This is a genomic window from Rothia sp. SD9660Na, assembly GCF_030064065.1.
Lineage (GTDB): Bacteria > Actinomycetota > Actinomycetes > Actinomycetales > Micrococcaceae > Rothia.
The window spans coordinates 1472553-1488660 of record NZ_CP125946.1; the positions used below are offsets into that span (position 1 = coordinate 1472553).

General features: G+C 60.6%; 16 protein-coding genes. 6 read left to right on the plus strand and 10 right to left on the minus strand.

Annotated features, from left to right (window positions below; genetic code table 11):
* Window positions 1–166: 166 nt before the first annotated feature.
* From cydB to QM007_RS07085, 4 genes are all read right to left on the minus strand, one after another.
* The gene (gene cydB / locus QM007_RS07070; protein ID WP_283489313.1) at window positions 167–1246 is read right to left on the minus strand and encodes a cytochrome d ubiquinol oxidase subunit II; all 1080 of its coding nucleotides are present in this window, start codon (window positions 1244–1246) and stop codon (window positions 167–169) included.
* Window positions 1247–1263: 17 nt separating this feature from the next.
* A complete protein-coding gene (locus QM007_RS07075) occupies window positions 1264–2835 on the minus strand; it encodes a cytochrome ubiquinol oxidase subunit I (RefSeq protein ID WP_283489314.1) in 1572 nt (523 codons plus the stop codon).
* Window positions 2836–3119: 284 nt separating this feature from the next.
* A complete protein-coding gene (locus QM007_RS07080) occupies window positions 3120–4136 on the minus strand; it encodes a malate dehydrogenase (protein WP_283489315.1) in 1017 nt (338 codons plus the stop codon).
* Window positions 4137–4172: 36 nt separating this feature from the next.
* Window positions 4173–6266: a DNA gyrase/topoisomerase IV subunit B gene (locus QM007_RS07085; protein WP_283489316.1), complete on the minus strand. Its 2094-nt coding sequence runs from the start codon at window positions 6264–6266 to the stop codon at window positions 4173–4175.
* 225 nt (window positions 6267–6491) lie between these two features.
* Between QM007_RS07085 and QM007_RS07090 the strand changes: the two genes are divergently transcribed.
* The 3 genes from QM007_RS07090 to QM007_RS07100 all read left to right on the plus strand — a co-directional run bounded on the left by QM007_RS07090 (window position 6492) and on the right by QM007_RS07100 (window position 7714).
* Window positions 6492–6689, plus strand: coding sequence for a DUF7455 domain-containing protein (locus tag QM007_RS07090; RefSeq protein WP_283489317.1), 198 nt, complete (start codon window positions 6492–6494; stop codon window positions 6687–6689).
* A 198-nt stretch (window positions 6690–6887) separates the two neighbouring features.
* Window positions 6888–7124, plus strand: coding sequence for a helix-turn-helix domain-containing protein (locus QM007_RS07095; RefSeq protein WP_283489318.1), 237 nt, complete (start codon window positions 6888–6890; stop codon window positions 7122–7124).
* Entirely contained in the window at window positions 7121–7714 is a 594-nt protein-coding gene (locus tag QM007_RS07100) for a hypothetical protein (RefSeq protein WP_283489319.1), read from the plus strand. The genes QM007_RS07095 and QM007_RS07100 overlap by 4 nt, the downstream gene beginning before the upstream one ends.
* Window positions 7715–7891: 177 nt before the next feature.
* Here the strand turns inward: QM007_RS07100 and QM007_RS07105 are convergent, their stop codons facing one another.
* Complete coding sequence (locus QM007_RS07105) at window positions 7892–9352, minus strand: class I SAM-dependent RNA methyltransferase (protein ID WP_283489320.1); 1461 nt, start codon at window positions 9350–9352, stop codon at window positions 7892–7894.
* A gap of 39 nt (window positions 9353–9391) precedes the next feature.
* A complete protein-coding gene (locus QM007_RS07110; RefSeq protein WP_283489321.1) occupies window positions 9392–11344 on the minus strand; it encodes an APC family permease in 1953 nt (650 codons plus the stop codon).
* 187 nt (window positions 11345–11531) lie between these two features.
* Here QM007_RS07110 and QM007_RS07115 point away from each other — a divergent pair, with 187 nt between their 5' ends.
* A complete protein-coding gene (locus tag QM007_RS07115; RefSeq protein ID WP_237199538.1) occupies window positions 11532–12224 on the plus strand; it encodes a potassium channel family protein in 693 nt (230 codons plus the stop codon).
* Window positions 12215–12868 carry a potassium channel family protein gene (locus tag QM007_RS07120; RefSeq protein ID WP_283489322.1) on the plus strand — a complete coding sequence of 218 codons (654 nt, stop codon included), beginning with the start codon at window positions 12215–12217 and terminating at the stop codon, window positions 12866–12868. The genes QM007_RS07115 and QM007_RS07120 overlap by 10 nt, the downstream gene beginning before the upstream one ends.
* Before the next feature lie 82 nt (window positions 12869–12950).
* Here the strand turns inward: QM007_RS07120 and QM007_RS07125 are convergent, their stop codons facing one another.
* Genes QM007_RS07125 through dut form a run of 3 tightly spaced genes read right to left on the minus strand, consistent with a single transcriptional unit; the run spans window position 12951 to window position 14753 of the window.
* Window positions 12951–13487: an asparaginase gene (locus tag QM007_RS07125; protein ID WP_283489323.1), complete on the minus strand. Its 537-nt coding sequence runs from the start codon at window positions 13485–13487 to the stop codon at window positions 12951–12953.
* 5 nt (window positions 13488–13492) lie between these two features.
* Entirely contained in the window at window positions 13493–14275 is a 783-nt protein-coding gene (locus tag QM007_RS07130; protein ID WP_283489324.1) for a DUF3710 domain-containing protein, read from the minus strand.
* 34 nt (window positions 14276–14309) lie between these two features.
* Window positions 14310–14753: a dUTP diphosphatase gene (gene dut / locus QM007_RS07135; RefSeq protein WP_283489325.1), complete on the minus strand. Its 444-nt coding sequence runs from the start codon at window positions 14751–14753 to the stop codon at window positions 14310–14312.
* Between the two features lie 134 nt (window positions 14754–14887).
* Here dut and QM007_RS07140 point away from each other — a divergent pair, with 134 nt between their 5' ends.
* A complete protein-coding gene (locus tag QM007_RS07140; protein WP_283489326.1) occupies window positions 14888–15355 on the plus strand; it encodes a DUF3093 domain-containing protein in 468 nt (155 codons plus the stop codon).
* Window positions 15356–15465: 110 nt separating this feature from the next.
* Here the strand turns inward: QM007_RS07140 and QM007_RS07145 are convergent, their stop codons facing one another.
* Window positions 15466–15765 (minus strand): DUF4193 domain-containing protein, encoded by a 300-nt coding sequence (locus QM007_RS07145; protein ID WP_083091691.1) that lies wholly within the window; start codon window positions 15763–15765, stop codon window positions 15466–15468.
* Between the last annotated feature and the right edge of the window lie 343 nt (window positions 15766–16108).

Genomic DNA, 16108 nt, shown 5'->3' on the forward strand with positions numbered 1-16108 from the left:
GTGCCGCGAACAGTTTGTTCACTATTCTAGTGGGAACTTCCCAGCCGGGCAGACGCGAGGTCTGTGGCTGGGCCGTGGGTATGAGCACACCTACCCGCCCGGGTAAGCGAAAGGACGCCGGGAGCTGCTCCCGGCGTCCTTTCGTCTCTACGCCGTGAGCTAGCTGCTAGGCGTTATGGGCGCTTGCACGAGTGACGCGGGTGGCCAGCTCGGTGGCGTCGTGGGCATCGGGGATGCTCTCAACGCGCAGGCGCTTGCGGAAGACCCAGTAGGTCCAGCTCTGGTAGACAAGCAGAATCGGGATGCCGAAGAGACCGACCCAGCTCATCACCTGCAGGGTATACTCGGAGCTTGACGCGTTGGCGATGGTGAGGTTGTAGGCCTCATCGAGGGTTGAGGGCAGGACGTTGGGGTACAGGGCCAGGAAGATGGCCAGGACGCCGAAGCCCACAAAGACCGCAAAGCCAGAGAAGGCCTTGCCCTCGCTCCTGCGGCTGGCGAAGAACCAGGCAGCGGCAAGAGCCAGCACGGCGAGTACGGTCAGGGCGTAGGAGATGCCGTTACCGGTGGTCACCTGCATGTAGATGACCCAGACAACAACCGGGAGCACCAGCAGGGGTGAGAACTTGACCAGGGCAGCACCGGCGCGGTGGCGCACCTCGCCGTCGGTCTTTAGCGCAATGAAGGCAAGACCCATGACCAGGGAAACACCGACCATGGCCAGACCACCCATAAAGACAGCGGGGGTCAGCCAGGCAAAGGCACCGCCCACGCGGTCACCGTTAGCGTTGATGGGCAAACCGGTGGAAGTCAGGGCCAGCAAGGCGCCGACCAGGAAGGCGATGAAGAAGGAGCCCAGTGAGATAGCTAGCGTCCAACCTGCAATCCAGCGCTCAGAGTCCTTCTTACCGCGGTACTCGATAGCGACTGCGCGGAAAATCAGGGCCAGCAGGGCCAGGGTCAGCGGGATGTAGAGGGCCGAGAAGAGGGAGGCGTACCAGAGCGGGAAAGCTGCGAAGGTGGCTGCACCAGCGGTAACAACCCATACCTCGTTACCGTCCCAGACGGGGCCGATGGTGTTCAGCAGCAGGCGGCGTTCTTTCTCGTTCTTGGCGAAGATTCGGCTCATGAGCATACCTACGCCCAGGTCGAAACCGTCCAGAATGATGTACCCCACCCAGAAGAAACCGATGACGGCGAACCAGAGAGTCGGCAGAAGAGGCTGGTCAGCAAAAAGCTCAAACATGTGTGTAAGCCCCTTTCTTAGTAGGCGAACGCGAGCACGTCGCGGTCGTTCTTCTCGTCGTTATCGTGCGGGTCTTCGACCAGTTCGGGCATGGCCGCTGCGACACCTGCCTTGACGTACTTAGCCAGCAGGTAGACCTCAACAACCATGAGGATGCCGTAAATCAGCCCCAGGGAGATCAGCGAGAAAAGGATCTCGTAGCCCGAAACACCGGGTGAGACTGCTGCGGCGGTGAACATCATGATGGCGGGGTTACCATCGGGGTCGGGGGCAACGACGAAGGGCTGACGGCCCATTTCGGTGAAAATCCAGCCGGTGGCATTGGCGCCGAAGGGGGCTAGAATACCCGCGATCGCAAGGTTTGAAATCCACTTGGCTTCGGGTACAGTACCTTCGCCCTTCTTGCGGGTTACCCACAGAACGTAGAGGAAGGAGAGGGCGCTGATACCACCGAAGGTGATCATGCCGCGGAAGCCATAGTAGGTAACTTCCATCAGGGGCAGGTACTCGACCTCGGTACCGGCGCGCTCCCCATAGAGCTCGGGGTTGTCGGGGATGGTGGTGCCGAAGGTTTCTTCGTACTGGGGCAGCAGGGTGGTGATGCCAGGGACGTCGGTGGTGAAGTTGTTGTAGGCCAGGAAGGAGAGCAGGCCGGGAATTTCGATCACTGCCTGGACCTCATCACAGTTCTGGGCACCAGGTGATGAGAGAGAAAGGACAGAGAAGCCGGTGCCGTCGTGGCAGGCCGCTTCGGCTGCTGCCATCTTCATGGGCTGCTGCTCAATCATGAGCTGGGCCTGATGGTGGCCAGTCAAGGCGGTACCGATGAAGGCAGCGAAACCAACGATAGCGCCGATGCGCAGGGACTTGAACCAGACGTTGAAGTCGGTCTTATCGCGGGCACCTTCGGTAGTTTCGCCGACGATAACCTTGCCGTCTTCCCCGATGGTGTCGATGCCGTCGCGGCGGCGCTTCCAGAGCTTGTACCAGGCGATACCGACCAGGAAGCCACCGGCAACCTGCAGGGCACCGAAGATAGCGTGGGGGTAGGCCACCAGGGCGGTGTTGTTGGTGAGTACGGCCCAGACGTCGGTCATGACGGGGCGGCCGTCAATCATTTCAACGCCAACAGGGTGCTGCATCCAGGAGTTAGCCACGATGATGAAGTAGGCAGAGAGCCAGGAGGCCGCTACAGCAATCACCAGGCAGGCTGCATGCACCTTGGGGGCGAGCTTGTCCCAGCCGAAGATGAAGAGGCCCAGGAAGGTGGACTCGACGAAGAAGGCCAGCAGGCCTTCCATCGCCAGAGGGGCGCCGAAGACATCGCCCACAAAGCGGGAGTATTCACTCCAGGCCATACCGAACTGGAATTCCTGCACGAGGCCGGTTGCAACGCCCATGATGAAGTTGATGAGGTAGAGCTTGCCCCAGAACTTGGTCATGCGCTTGTATTCGTGCTTCTTGGTTCGCACGTAGGCGATGTAGAAGCCAGCTACAACGGCACCCAGGCCCAGGGTCAGCGGAACCATCATAAAGTGGTAGACGGTGGTGATACCGAATTGCCACCGCGCTAGTTCGAGGGGGTCCATTGACATCCTTGAGAGTTAAAGTGATGCACCGTCTGCGGGCTGGCATCTCTGCTGCTTGCCCGGCGCGACGGTGCGGGTGTGTTTTGCTCTAGGATAGCGGGCTTGCATGAGCGTGCCCTTAGGGTAGTTTTGACCTCTTCACCAGGTGATTTGACGCTTCACTAAAGGTCACTTAAACGCTAAGACTCCCGCTACCCTACTGGGGTTGTGCGGGAGTCTCTACCGGTTTTTGCACCAAGTGCCCATTTAGTGACACTTTGTCTAGTCACACCGGGGCGGGCACCTTAGTGGGGGCCGAGCATGCCAAGCTGGGCGACGGCGTCCTTCTCTTCAACTAACTCGGCCACAGAGGCCGCGATGCGCTGGCTGGCAAAATCTGAGTGCTGCAAACCGTGAACAATCTCATATCCACCTGATGAACACTTGACGGGGAAAGAGCTGATAATCCCCTCGGGCACACCGTAGGAGCCGTCGGATGGCACTGCCATTGAGGTGGTCCGCTCCCCCGTTCCCAGCACCCAGTCATGCACGTGGGCCAGGGCGGCGTGGGCAGCAGAGGCGACGGACGACCCACCGCGCACCGCGATAATTTCGGCTCCGCGCTGGGCAACGGTGGGAATGAAGGTTTCTTCGATCCAGGTCTGGCCAAGGTTCTTGTCGGCAAGGGCGTCGATAGCGGGGCGGCCGCCGACGGTGGCGTGGAAGAGGTCGGGGTACTGGCTGGCAGAATGGTTGCCCCAGATGGTGATGCCGTCGATCTCGGGCACGGACGCCCCGGTTGCAGCTGCCAGCTGGGCAACCGCCCGGTGGTGGTCGAGGCGGGTGAGGGCGGTGAAGCGCTCCAGGGGGACGTCCGGCGCATGGGAGGCGGCAATGAGGGCGTTGGTATTAGCCGGGTTGCCCACCACAGCTACTTTCACATCGTCAGCAGCCCTGTCATTGATGGCTTTACCCTGCATCGAGAAAATACCGCCGTTAGCTTCGAGCAGGTCGGCACGCTCCATACCCTTGGTGCGGGGGCGGGAGCCAATGAGCAGGGCGATGTTGGTGCCGTCGAAGCCAACGGAGGGGTCGTCGGTGATATCGACAGATTCAAGTAGAGGGAAGGCGCAGTCGGCAAGCTCCATCGCGGTGCCCTCAGCTGCCTTGAGCCCGGCCGGGATTTCGAGTAGACGCAGGCGGACGGGAGTATCGGGGCCCAGCATTTCACCTGCCGCGATGCGGAAGAGGCTGGCATACCCAATCTGGCCAGCGGCGCCGGTAACGGTGACAGTAACAGGGTGCTTCATTGCATGTGTCATACACAACATTTTACTCTGCCCCTGCCCTCAACACGCTTAGGCGTCGATAGCTGTGTGGTCGAGCTTGGTCGCGCCCCGGATAATGAAGTCCTTACGCGGGGCGACCTCAGAGCCCATCAACAGGGTAAAGGCCCGCTCGGCAGCTTCGGCGTCCTCAACCCGCACGCGGCGGAGCATGCGGTGGCGGGGGTCCATAGTGGTCTCCGCCAGCTGGTCGGCGTCCATCTCACCCAGGCCCTTGTAGCGCTGAATGGGTTCCTTATAGCTCTTACCTTCAGCCTCAAGCCGGTCGAGCAGCTCGTGCAGTTCCTTCTCAGAATAGGTGTAGACCATCTCGTTAGCCTTACCCCGGTTGACCACCTCAACCCGGTGCAGGGGCGGCACAGCGGCATAGACGTGACCGGCTTCTACCAGCGGACGCATGTAGCGGTAGAAGAGGGTCAGCAGCAGGGTGCGAATATGGGCGCCGTCCACGTCCGCGTCCGTCATCATGATGATCTTGTTGTAGCGCTTCTGCTCTAGATCGAAGGTGCGGCCAGAACCGGCGCCAATGACCTGAATAATGGCGGCGCACTCGGCATTCGCCAGCATGTCGGTCAGCGAGGCCTTCTGCACGTTCAGGATCTTGCCGCGAATGGGCAAAAGGGCCTGATAGGTCGATGAACGCGCCAGGCGGGCGGTGCCCAGCGCTGAGTCACCCTCCACGATGAAGAGTTCGGACTTCTCCACGTCGGTGGAGCGGCAGTCCACCAGCTTGGTGGGCATGGATGAGGTTTCCAGGGCGTTCTTGCGGCGCTGGGTTTCCTTATGAACTCGCGCCGAAATACGCGACTTCATCTCGGCAACCACCTTTTCAGAAACAGCCGCCGCCTGGGTCTTCTCGCCCCGCGCGGTGGAGTTCAGCTTGGCCGCCAGCTGCTTGGCAACAACTTTAGAGACAATCTGACGCACCGCCGGGGTACCCAGAATCTCCTTGGTCTGGCCCTCAAACTGGGGCTCAGCCAGACGCACGGTGAGCACGGCGGTAAGCCCCGCCAGCACATCGTCCTTTTCAATCTTGTCGGTACCAGCCTTGAACTTACGCGCGTTATCGGCAATGTGCTTGCGGAAGGTCTTGAGCAGGCCCTGCTCGAAGCCGGTCTGGTGAGTGCCGCCCTTGGGGGTGGCGATGATGTTGACGAAGGTGCGCAGCTTGGTTTCGTAGCCGGTGCCCCAGCGCAGGGCAACATCAACCTCGCACTCGCGTTCCACTTCGGTCAGCTGGGAGTGCCCCTCGGCGTCAAGCACGGGGACGGTCTCGGTGAAGGTATCGGTGCCGGTGAAGCGCCAGATATCGGTCACGGCCTGGTCGTGGGCGAGGTAGTCCACGAACTCAGAGATACCGCCGTCGTGCTGGAAGACCTCTTCGTGAGTCTCGAACTCGCCGGGGGTGCCGGGCAGGCGGCGCTCGTCGCGCACGGCAATGCGCAGGCCGGGAATGAGGAAGGCGGTCTGGCGGGCTCGGGCTGCCAGGTTCTCGTAGCTGGACCGGGCGTCCGGGGTGAAAATCATGGGGTCAGCCCAGTAACGCACGCGGGTGCCGGTGACCCCGCGCTTAGCCTTGCCCACCACCTGCAGGGCATCGGATGAGGCGGTGAAGGGGGCGTCGGGCTTGGGGGTGCGGGTGTCTTCGAAAATGCCGGGCACGCCGTGGCGGAAGCTCATCTGGTAGGTCTTACCGCCGCGGTCCACCTGTACGTCCAGGCGGGATGAGAGCGCATTGACGACCGAGGCGCCCACGCCGTGCAGGCCGCCCGAGGCGTTGTAGGAGCCACCGCCGAACTTACCGCCGGCGTGCAGCTTGGTGTAAACCACCTCAACACCCGAGAGGCCGGTGCGGGGTTCAATGTCGGTGGGCACACCGCGGCCGTCGTCCTGCACCTCAACCGAGCCGTCCTTGTAGAGAATGACCTGGATGGACTGGCCGAACCCTGCCAGGGCTTCGTCGACCGAGTTGTCGATGATTTCCCAGAGGCAGTGCATGAGGCCACGCGAGTCGGTGGAGCCAATATACATGCCGGGGCGTTTGCGCACGGCTTCGAGGCCTTCGAGCACCGATAGGTTGCGGGCGGTGTAGTTGTTTGCTGCCACGAAACTCTCCTGCAGGTATGGACGGGACGCCTATATAGTCTAGTACATGTGTTCGGGTTGACAGGGCTGTACCTGTGCTGTGGCGGTGCGGACGCCCGCGGTCGGCCTGGGCTGGAACTTGGGTTGACCGCTGGGGTTTAGCGCTGTGGGCGAAAGGACGTGCGGGGCGCCCCTGTCGGTGATTGTATGAGGGGTGAGGAAGAAAGCTTTTGAAAGGAGCCTATCGTGAGTGCAACTCTTGAGACCCGCCGCGAACTGACTGCTGCTGACCGTTGCGATGCTTGCGGTGCCCAGGCCTATGTGCGTGTGGTGATGGAGTCGGGTTTGGACCTGCTCTTCTGTGGCCACCATGCTCGCACCAAGGAAGAGGCCCTGCGCGCTGTAGCGGCCGAGTGGGACGACCAGACCGACCGCCTCAGCTAACAGTTACCACCCCACCATGCCCCACAGGGGTAGGTACCATTTAAATCAGAAAAACCCACGAACTAGGTGGGTTTTTCTGATTTAAGCGGTCTTTTCTATTTCGTGCAGGTCTCAAAGCAGCCTTGCATATCGATTTTCAATATGAAACGATGATGGCATATTGATAATCAATATGCCTCGCTAGCAGTAAAGGACCCTATGACACCAGACGAAGAACACAGTATTATCTGCCACTTAGATAAGCTCCTGGAAGAGCGCAGTATGAGCCTGGTGGACCTCTCACATCACGTTGGAATCTCTGTTGCGAATCTTTCCATACTGAAAAATAACCGCGCCCGCGCCGTCCGGTTTACCACCCTCACTGCCCTCTGCCGGGTGCTCGACTGCACCCCTGGTGACATCTTTACCTACAAGGACGAAGGAAAAGACTCATGAAAGCTCTATCAAATTATTTTGGTCTTACAACCGACAACAGCAAGCCTCAGCCTGCTGAACACCAGTTCTCAGTTGCGACGATCTATACAGCTTTTGCTGTAGTTCTTATTCTTTATGTTGCCTTTGTGCAGTGGCCCGAGCATGGAATTCCTAGCTCTCTTCACCGCTACAATCTGGAGCTAGAGGGCGGTACCTACTGGGTCAGCTCCGAGGGCCTGAGCACAGGCACCCAGGTTCTGGCTTGGCTAGCTTTTGGGTGGAAGTTCCTCATGTACCTTTGTGTGGCTGTACTTCTTCATCAAGTCTCTAAGTCTTTTTACAGCAAGGCAGATTTCACGCTGAAGGCCCTGAACCGCCTTCGGGTTATCCCCGTTGTACTACTTATCGGAATGATTGGGTACTCCCTACTCACCGATTTAACCGCCCGCGGAATAGAAAAATCCGCAGGGCTCAGCAAGCTTGAGTTAGAACCGACTTTTATATCAGATCAGGGGCTCGTAACGGTTCTCTTTATTGCCACACTGTTCTTTATTGAGGGAGCACTACGACGGGGGCTGACTCTGCAAGAAGACTCAGACGGAACCATCTAGAAGGGTTATTCATAAGGATAGGTGAAGCAGGCTCACAGCGAAGCTGCTGGCTCGATGGAGGGAGCGGGTGCGTAGCACACAAGAGCGAACGGAATCACCTGAGCTTGCGAAGGTGTGAGCCTGCGTAACCTCTTCTGAATAAGCTTCAGAGATTCTGCTACTTTCGCAGCGTCTTGCCTAAGCCCCGTACCGGCTAAAGACTGCCACCGCTTCCACATGGTGGGTGTTGGGGTACATGTCGAAGGCTTCGACGCGTACAAGTCGCCAGCCCGCTGCGCGCAGGTAGCCGGTATCGCGGCCCAGGGCTGCCGGGTCGCAGGCCACATAAACCAGGGTGGAGGGGTTCAGGTCAGTCACCTGCTCCATCACGGCACGGCCAGCGCCCTCACGAGACGGGTCGCAAATCACCACATCAGGGGCGGCGTAGCGCCCCTCGGCCACCTCGGCGCTGATCTTCTCAAGCACCTGGGCGACGTCCCCGCGTTCCACGCGCACACGCGTCCGCTCAGACCTGTGAGTGCGTGATGGGCCTTCGTCGCCAAAGTTTTCGGAGGCGTTGCTGCTGGTCACCGGGGATCCCTCAACTGACAGCACTGTGCCCCTGTCCCCTACCGCGTCAGCGGCCAGGGCTGTGAAGAAGCCTGCACCTGCGTAGAGGTCGTAGACCGTCATCCCCTTTTTCAGGCGGGCAGCCTCAAGCACGGCGTTACCCAGCACCTCGGGGGCAGCCCGGTGAATCTGCCAGAAGCCGGTTGCTCCAACGTTCCAATAGAAGTCCTGGGCGTAGACAGTGGCGGTCTCCAGCAGGTTGGGGGTGGCGGCTCCAGCGATGATGTCAGCGGGTTTGGTGCCGCGTCGGCGTCCGCCCTTTTTCTCGGGGGTAAAGACCAGAGTGATCATGCGGTCTTCCAGCGACCCCCACAGGGCCCGGGCCTGCTCTTCGATGCCTTCAGCGACCTCGGCGGGCGTAGTCCGCGATGACACGGTAAAGACCACAGCCAGCATATCGGTGGCGGCTACAGCCACATCAACCCGGGTAATACCGGCCAGCTTGAGCCGGTGCAGTTCGAGGGCCTCAATGCGACCATCGGCCAGGGGGAAGCCCGTAACGGGTACAGGCACCGAACTAGAGTGCGGGAACATGGCAATCTGCTGGCTTTCGCGCTCCACCGCAAAATGCACGCGGGTGCGCCAGTGCAGCCCCCGGTCATCGCCAGGCAGGGCGTGAACGGGCAGCTGATCCAACAACGGGTGGTTCTCTGGTACCCCTCCCAGGCGCACCAGCTGTTCCTTCACGATCTGCTGCTTGTAGGCCCGCTGGGTCGCTAGGTCCAGATGACCGTATTCCATGCCGCCGAGGGGGTGAGCGGACGTGAGCGCGTCCGCCGGTGCCCAGGGGTGGGGGTGGCGCTGCGGTGCGGGGGTCTCTACGGAGACGACGTCTGCGAAGAAGAAGCGACCTTTGGGCCCGCGGCCGGTGATGCGGACGGTAGCTGGCTCCCCGACGATGCCGTGGCGGACGAAGATGACGCGGTCGCCCGCTCTAGCGACGAGGGCACCGCCGTGGGCCGGACGCTCGGGGGTGAGTTCTAGGAAGTCACCGATAGCGGGTTCGGGTGTGGTGGAGGTGGTAGACATGTGTTTCTCGCTTTGAGGGTGGCTCGGTGGGTTTGTATTTTATCGTTCGATTTGCCAGGGCACGGAGGCTACAACGACGCCCGGTTCGTGGCGCAGGCGGGCTTTGAGTTTGTGTACGGTGCGGCGGTGGAAGATGCCCTGCCACCAGTGGGAGACCACGTATTCGGGTAGGTAGACCACGAGCACGTCGCGGGGGGATTTTTGGCGCATGTGTTGCACGTATTCGAGCACGCTGGCGGCGGGGTTGCGGTAGGGCGAGTCCAGTACGGTCAGGTCGACGGGCAGTTCGAGGGCTTCCCAGGTGTCGATGTTTTCGCGGGTGCGGGCTTCGTCCACGTTCACCACGAGAGCTTCGATGGATGAGGGGCGGGAGGCCCGTGCGTAGGCGAGGGCCCGGAGTACGGGTTTGCGTACCCGCTCAACATATATGAGGGCGTGGACGCGGGAGGGCAGTGCCCGGTCTGCGGCCAGTTGTTCGGGGTCGGCTGAGAGGGCTAGCTGCCGGTCGATACTGCTGTAGTGTTTGTTGGTTTTGATCATGAGCCAGGTCAGAAGAAGAATGAGCAGCACGGTGACCCAGGCACCGTGGGTGAACTTGGTAAGAATGATCACGACGAGTACCGTGACCGAGGCACCGGTACCGGTAGCGCTGATTCCAATATCACGCCAGAGGGTGCGGCGTTTTTTAGTGTCGAGGGTGATGCGCTGGGCTCGCCAGCGGTTGCGTAGCACCGCGTACTGGGTGAGGGTCATAGCGGTAAAGACGCCCACGATATACATCTGTACCAGGGTGTGCACGTTGGGTCCGACGATAGCAACTAGCAGCATGGAGCTCACGCCCAGGGCCAGCACACCGTTGGCGTAGAGGGAGGCTGAGCTTCGGGCCGACAGGTGCACCGGTAGGTACTGCTTGGCGGCAATGGTGGTAGCGAGCATGGGGAAGCCGGTAAAGGCGGTCATGGCCGCGACCATCAGCACTCCGATGGTGGCAGCACCTAGCAGGATGCCGGCTAAGGGCAGGCCAAAGATAGCATCAGTAATTTGCAGGAGTACGGGTACCTGGTGGAAGTCCTCCCCCACCGGCTGGCCATTGACGAGTAGCCCCTGGGCCGGGTCAAGGACGCTGACCACCCCGGTTTGCTGGGCAAGATAAAGCACCCCCAGCAGGGAGAGCGCCGAGAGACCGCCAATCACCATCAGACTAGTGGCCGCATTGCGCTGACGCGGCGGGGCGAACGCATTGACTGCATTACTGACAGTGTTTACCCCGGTCAGTGCCACAGAACCCGAGGCAAAAGCCCTCACCAGCAGCAGGCCAACACCGAGCTGGGTGGTCAGCACCTCGGCAGCACCGTCGGGTACCACCACCGTGTACTCAGCCGACACCGCGTGCCCGAGCTGCCCGGTGGCGTCCACAATGAGACCGCAGGCCACGGTCGCCGCAAGCAGCACTAAAAAGACGTATGAGGGAAGGTGCGACACCCGCAGCATCACCTTGAGGCCGCGCAGGCAGATAAAGGTCACCAGAGCAATGAGGGAACAGGCAATCAGCCGCTGATGCCCCAGCAGTACCGGAGTAATCGATTCAAGGTACTGGGCAGCCGAAGACAGCGATACCGCAACCGTGAGCATAAAGTCAACCATCAGGGCAGCGCCCAGCACAATAGCGGCGGTAATCCCCAGATTCTGGTGAACCAGGGCGAAGTCGCCGCGCTCCCCCACATGCTGGATGTTATAGCGGTAGGCACCCACCACAACCAGCAGAATCAGGGCAATCCCCAGCCCCACCAGGGGCGAGTAGGCTAAGGCACCGTGGCCAGCCAGGAGCAGGGTCAGCAGGATTTCGTCGGGGGCATAGGCAACCGACGAGAACCCGTCCGCCCCGAAGAGGGGTAGGGCACGGCGTTTGGGCAGGTTGCCCTTCTTGGCGTGCCTGCTGGTGACGGGGGCACCAAAAATCAGGCGGGTGGCCGCGCTCCTAATATTTCTCACAGGCTCTAACCGTAGTCGGTAGAGCGGGGAAAACACAGCTATACACACCACATTTTGCTCGTGGGTAAGGACGCCCCGCGCGGCTATGGCGCGCCGGTTGGGTGCTGGGGCCGCCGGGCGTAGACTAGAGGCAACCCTGCTGTGCGGGGTTAAAGTTTGTTTCCGTCGTGGTTTCGTGAGGTGCTAAGTGCCCCATTTTGTGATTATGGGTGCTGGTCGGGTGGGCGTTATGCTGGCCCATACCCTAGAAGATGCGGGTCATTCGGTTGCTGTAATCGATCAGGATGACCGGTCTTTCCGCAGGTTGCGCAAAGATTTTGCCGGTAAGAAGGTGACCGGTGTGGGCTTTGACCGCGAGACCCTCAAGCGGGCCGGTATTGAGCACGCCTACGCTTTTGCCGCGGTGTCCTCTGGCGATAACTCCAACATTATTGCCTCCCGTGTGGCCCGTGAGACCTTTGGGGTGCAGCACGTGGTTGCCCGTATCTACGACCCCAACCGGGCTGAGTTCTACCAGCGTCTGGGTATTCCCACGGTGGCTGCGGTGCGCTGGTCGACCGACCAGGTGCTACGCCGCATTTTGCCGGAGCAGGCCATGGCCGGTGATTTTCGTGAGGCTTCGGGCCGCCTGATGCTCGGTGAGCTGCAGCTGCACGAAGACTGGGCTGGGCACGCCCTGACCGAGATTGAGCAGGCTGCCGGTGTGCGTGTGGCCTACCTGACCCGGTTTGGGGAGGGTATGCTCCCCACCAAGGAGACCTCCTACCAGCAGGGCGATACGGTGCATGCCATGATGCGCACCGAAGACATCAACGACATTGCCAGGGTGCTGGGTGCTCCCCCGGCACGCAACGCTGAGGGGGATCTGGAATGGAAGTAATCGTTATCGGCTCTGGATCGGTGGGCTCTTCAAGCGCCCGCGAACTACTCTCCCACGGCCACACGGTAACCATTATCGACATCAAGCCCGAGGCTATTTCCCGCAGCGACATTCAGCACGCCCACTGGGTGATTGGGGACGCCTGCGAGCTGTCCGTCCTGCGCCAGGCCAAGCCCGAGAACGCGGACGTCATCGTCGCCGCCTCAGGCGACGATAAAACCAACCTAGTGGTATCGCTGCTGGCCCGCAGTGAATTCGGGGTGCCCCGCACCGTGGCCCGCGTGAACAACCCCAAAAATGAGTGGCTCTTCGACGACTCCTGGGGCGTGGACGTTGCGGTTTCTACCCCGCGCCTCATGACCGCCCTGGTGGAAGAGGCCGTTGAGGTGGGCGACGTCGTGCGCCTGCTGACCCTCAAGACCGGCAGCGCCACCCTGGTCGAATACACTGTGCCCACCGACCACCCGATTATTGGCCACACCGTCGATAACGTGCAGTGGCCCTACGAAACCACCCTCACCGCCATCCTGCGCGACGGGGTACCGATTACCCCCAGCGGCGACGACGTAATTGAGGGCGGCGACGAGCTCTTCTTCATCACCACCCCCACCGGTGAGGACGACATCCGCGCTCTCTTCAGTTAGCCCCTTTCCTGCTTATCAGCAAAAAAGGACGCCGGCCCCACCTTCTTCGCCGAAGGTGGGGCCGGCGTCCTTGCGCCTGCGGCTAGAGGGCCGGAACAATCTCGTAGCGCGGGTTGTACATGAGGGGCTTCTCACGGGTGCTCAGCATGCCTGAGACCCGAAGGTAGCCGCCTGCCTCTATTCCCGGCACCTGACGCTGGCCCTGCCAAATCAGGGTCAGCACAGTGCCTGGGCTCAGGGGCGGGAACTCTGGGTAGAGCACCCGGGGTGCCGCCCGGTTGACGCTAAACCGGGTGGTGAAGCCGGTCTCCTCATCCAGCACAGAAATCTGGCCGGTTGAGGTGTCTTCAGAGGTGCTCACATCGGTGGTGTCATCAAGATCTTCACCGGTCTCTGCAATGGGCATACCCGTCATGGGATGGGTCTTAGCCGGAGGCAGGGGCTTAGACTTATCGACCAGCAGGGTCACCTCGAACCGGGGGTTAGCCCCCACATGCGACATATGCACCCGGGTTACCCGCCCGGCGGCTCTAGCGCGAAAACGCTCGGGGTACTCTTCCAGGCGGGTGACCGGCCCGGCAGCCCGTTGCTGGGTAAAGGGAGACTCAGTCTCAGGCATGGGCGCTAGCCAATTTCAGTAATTTCGGGGCCGCGGCGGGGCACCTCAACGGTGGGCTTCTTCTCAGCCTGGGCAGCCGCTGCGGCAGCGGCCTGGGCGGCTGCGGCGTCCTGAATGTTCTGGGGTACGCGCATGGGCAGCAGGTCGCGCGGGGGCATGGGGTCAGAACCGCGGTTGACCACGATGGTGCGGAAGACCTCTTCAAGAGCGGTAGCACTCTCACCGGGCAGCACGGCCTTGCCCGAGAATACACCGCGGACGAACCAGCGGGGCCCGTCCACACCCACAAAGCGAGCGATACGAAAGCCCTTGCGTCCGTCGGGAAGTTCAGCGGGTACACGGGAAATCAGCTGACGCCCGAAGGGGCCGTCGTTGATATCAACCTGACCGCCCTGGCGGCGCACGCTCTCAGACAGTTCCTTACGAATCTCATCCCAGATACCGCGGCTCTTAGGAGCCGCAAAAGCCTGCACCTGCAAAGTACCCTCACCCAGCTGCAGGGTCACCGCGATAACCTGCTGGGTCTTCTGGTCCGCCTCAAGGCGCAGGTTCAGCCCGGGGTTGCTCTTGACCAGTAGGCCACCTAGGTCGATGTAGCTAGAGCCGGTACGTTGCTCGGTGATGTCAAAGGGTCCGTTATCACGGGTAAATTCTACGAAGGACGCCGCAGGCTCCTCCTGCGCGGCAGGCTGGGGCGCATCACTCTTAGTCGCTTCATCAGCTGCTGCGCCCTGCTCACGCTCAGTCGCGGCGTCCGCGCCATTCTTTTTCTTACCAAAACCAAACATAGTGCCTCCTTCGGCCCTCGCCTATCTACTGCTCTTACTGTACGCCCGTTGAACCGAACCCGGCAGTTCCACGCTCGGTTTCGCTCAAACTCTCCACCACATTAAAAGTAGCCGACTCAAACCGCTGAATAACCAACTGGGCAATGCGGTCACCGCGCTGAATCTCAAAAGCCTGGCTATTGTCGGTGTTGAGCAGGCAGACCATGATCTCACCTCGATACCCGGAATCAACGGTGCCCGGCGCGTTCACAATCGTAATGCCGTGCTTAGCAGCCAGGCCTGAACGGGGGTGCACCAGACCTACATAGCCCTCGGGCAGAGCGATGGCCACACCGGTCGGCACTAGGGCCCGCTCACCCGGCTGCAGGGTGAGGTCCACTCGCGAGCGCAAATCAGCGCCAGCATCCCCGGGCTGGGCGTAGGCGGGGGGGTCAATTCCCTCATCGAGCATCTTGATATCAATCTTAAGCTGGTTCATCACCCTCTTTACTGTACCGGCTTAAGCGCTCCGGTGCCGCCCCACATCGGGCGCCAAAACCCCTTAGACTAGAACCTGTGCGCCGGGTTTGCTCCGGCTCATACTTCACAGTTTGTCCCTCGTCGAAGGAAGCTATGCCTGCTACCGCCCCCACCGTGCTCTACCGTGAACGTCTGGCCCCCGGAATCGGCCTGTGGATAGGCTGCCTAGGCGTTGGCCTAGCCTCTTTCCTGGTTGGCGCACCGATTAATATCACCGCTGGCATCGTTGCCGGAATCGTGATGTTCCTGCTGGTCGGCGGAATACTCTACGGCAGCTCCCCCACCATCGAGATTACCGAAACCACTGTACGCTTTGGCCGGGCCCGTATCGAGCGTGACTATGTTGGTCGTGCCTACGCCTTCCGAGGTGAAGATGCCCGCCTCGCCACCGGCCCGGCCCTCGATGGTCGCGCCTACATGTGTTTCCGCGGGTGGATTACCTCAGTCATTCGTATTCAGATTACTGACCCGGCAGACCCCACCCCCTACTGGATTGCATCCTCCCGCAACCCCGAAAAAATTGCCGCCATCCTGAATGAGGGTCTGCCCGAAGAGGACTAAGACGCCCAAAGACTGTTAGCATCTGGCAGGCCTCATCTCTGGACCATACGAGGGCGGGCCCACGTTATATAACGTGGGCCCGCCCTCGTACTTTTGAAGTTTCTTAATCTTTAGCTCTCGCACTCGATGCAGAACTTGAGGTCGCCCTCTTCGCGGGCAATCTGGGAGCGATGACGCACCAGGAAGCAGGAAGCACAGGTGAACTCGTCGTCCTGTGCAGGGAGCACCACAACGTTCAGCTCTTCATTGGAGAGGTCAGCACCGGGCAGCTCAAAACTTTCGGCCGCTGCGTTTTCGTCCTCATCCACTGCACCTGACTGCATTTCTGAGGGGCGTGAACGCAACTCCTCAAAAGACTGGTCCTTGCTCTCTTCGTCCTGCTTGCGAGGTGCATCGTAATCGGTTGCCATGGTTTTCTCCGTATTAAGTGTGCGAAGGGTAGATACCCCCTCTGTTTAGTCTGGGGGCACCAGCACCTCGGTCTTGGTGCCGACCGACTCTGCGCTCGTCAGGGTCTACGACTGTGTTGAGGTGACGGGTAGAATTGTTCACCATTGCCCCCGATAATGCAAGTGCAAACTTCATGTTCTCTCTTAGCGAGTCACAAAGGTCTGACTAGGTTTGCCTCGGGGTGAGAAAAATGTTTCAAGCTCTTGCTGAACTTGAGCCAAAAACCCTTGAAAAACCGGGTTTTTCGAAACTTCGCCCCGGCCCCCAGCTACTTTAGCTTTCAAGCACAGCTTGAGCAGGTAG

Excerpts from the sequence above, each read along its gene's own strand:
- cydB (WP_283489313.1), bottom strand. The coding sequence starts at position 1,246 with ATGTTTGAGCTTTTTGCTGACCAGCCTCTTCTGCCGACTCTCTGGTTC.
- QM007_RS07075 (WP_283489314.1), bottom strand. The coding sequence starts at position 2,835 with ATGGACCCCCTCGAACTAGCGCGGTGGCAATTCGGTATCACCACCGTC.
- QM007_RS07080 (WP_283489315.1), bottom strand. The coding sequence starts at position 4,136 with ATGACACATGCAATGAAGCACCCTGTTACTGTCACCGTTACCGGCGCC.
- QM007_RS07095 (WP_283489318.1), top strand. The coding sequence starts at position 6,888 with ATGACACCAGACGAAGAACACAGTATTATCTGCCACTTAGATAAGCTC.
- QM007_RS07100 (WP_283489319.1), top strand. The coding sequence starts at position 7,121 with ATGAAAGCTCTATCAAATTATTTTGGTCTTACAACCGACAACAGCAAG.
- QM007_RS07105 (WP_283489320.1), bottom strand. The coding sequence starts at position 9,352 with ATGTCTACCACCTCCACCACACCCGAACCCGCTATCGGTGACTTCCTA.
- QM007_RS07120 (WP_283489322.1), top strand. The coding sequence starts at position 12,215 with ATGGAAGTAATCGTTATCGGCTCTGGATCGGTGGGCTCTTCAAGCGCC.
- QM007_RS07125 (WP_283489323.1), bottom strand. The coding sequence starts at position 13,487 with ATGCCTGAGACTGAGTCTCCCTTTACCCAGCAACGGGCTGCCGGGCCG.
- QM007_RS07130 (WP_283489324.1), bottom strand. The coding sequence starts at position 14,275 with ATGTTTGGTTTTGGTAAGAAAAAGAATGGCGCGGACGCCGCGACTGAG.
- dut (WP_283489325.1), bottom strand. The coding sequence starts at position 14,753 with ATGAACCAGCTTAAGATTGATATCAAGATGCTCGATGAGGGAATTGAC.
- QM007_RS07140 (WP_283489326.1), top strand. The coding sequence starts at position 14,888 with ATGCCTGCTACCGCCCCCACCGTGCTCTACCGTGAACGTCTGGCCCCC.
- QM007_RS07145 (WP_083091691.1), bottom strand. The coding sequence starts at position 15,765 with ATGGCAACCGATTACGATGCACCTCGCAAGCAGGACGAAGAGAGCAAG.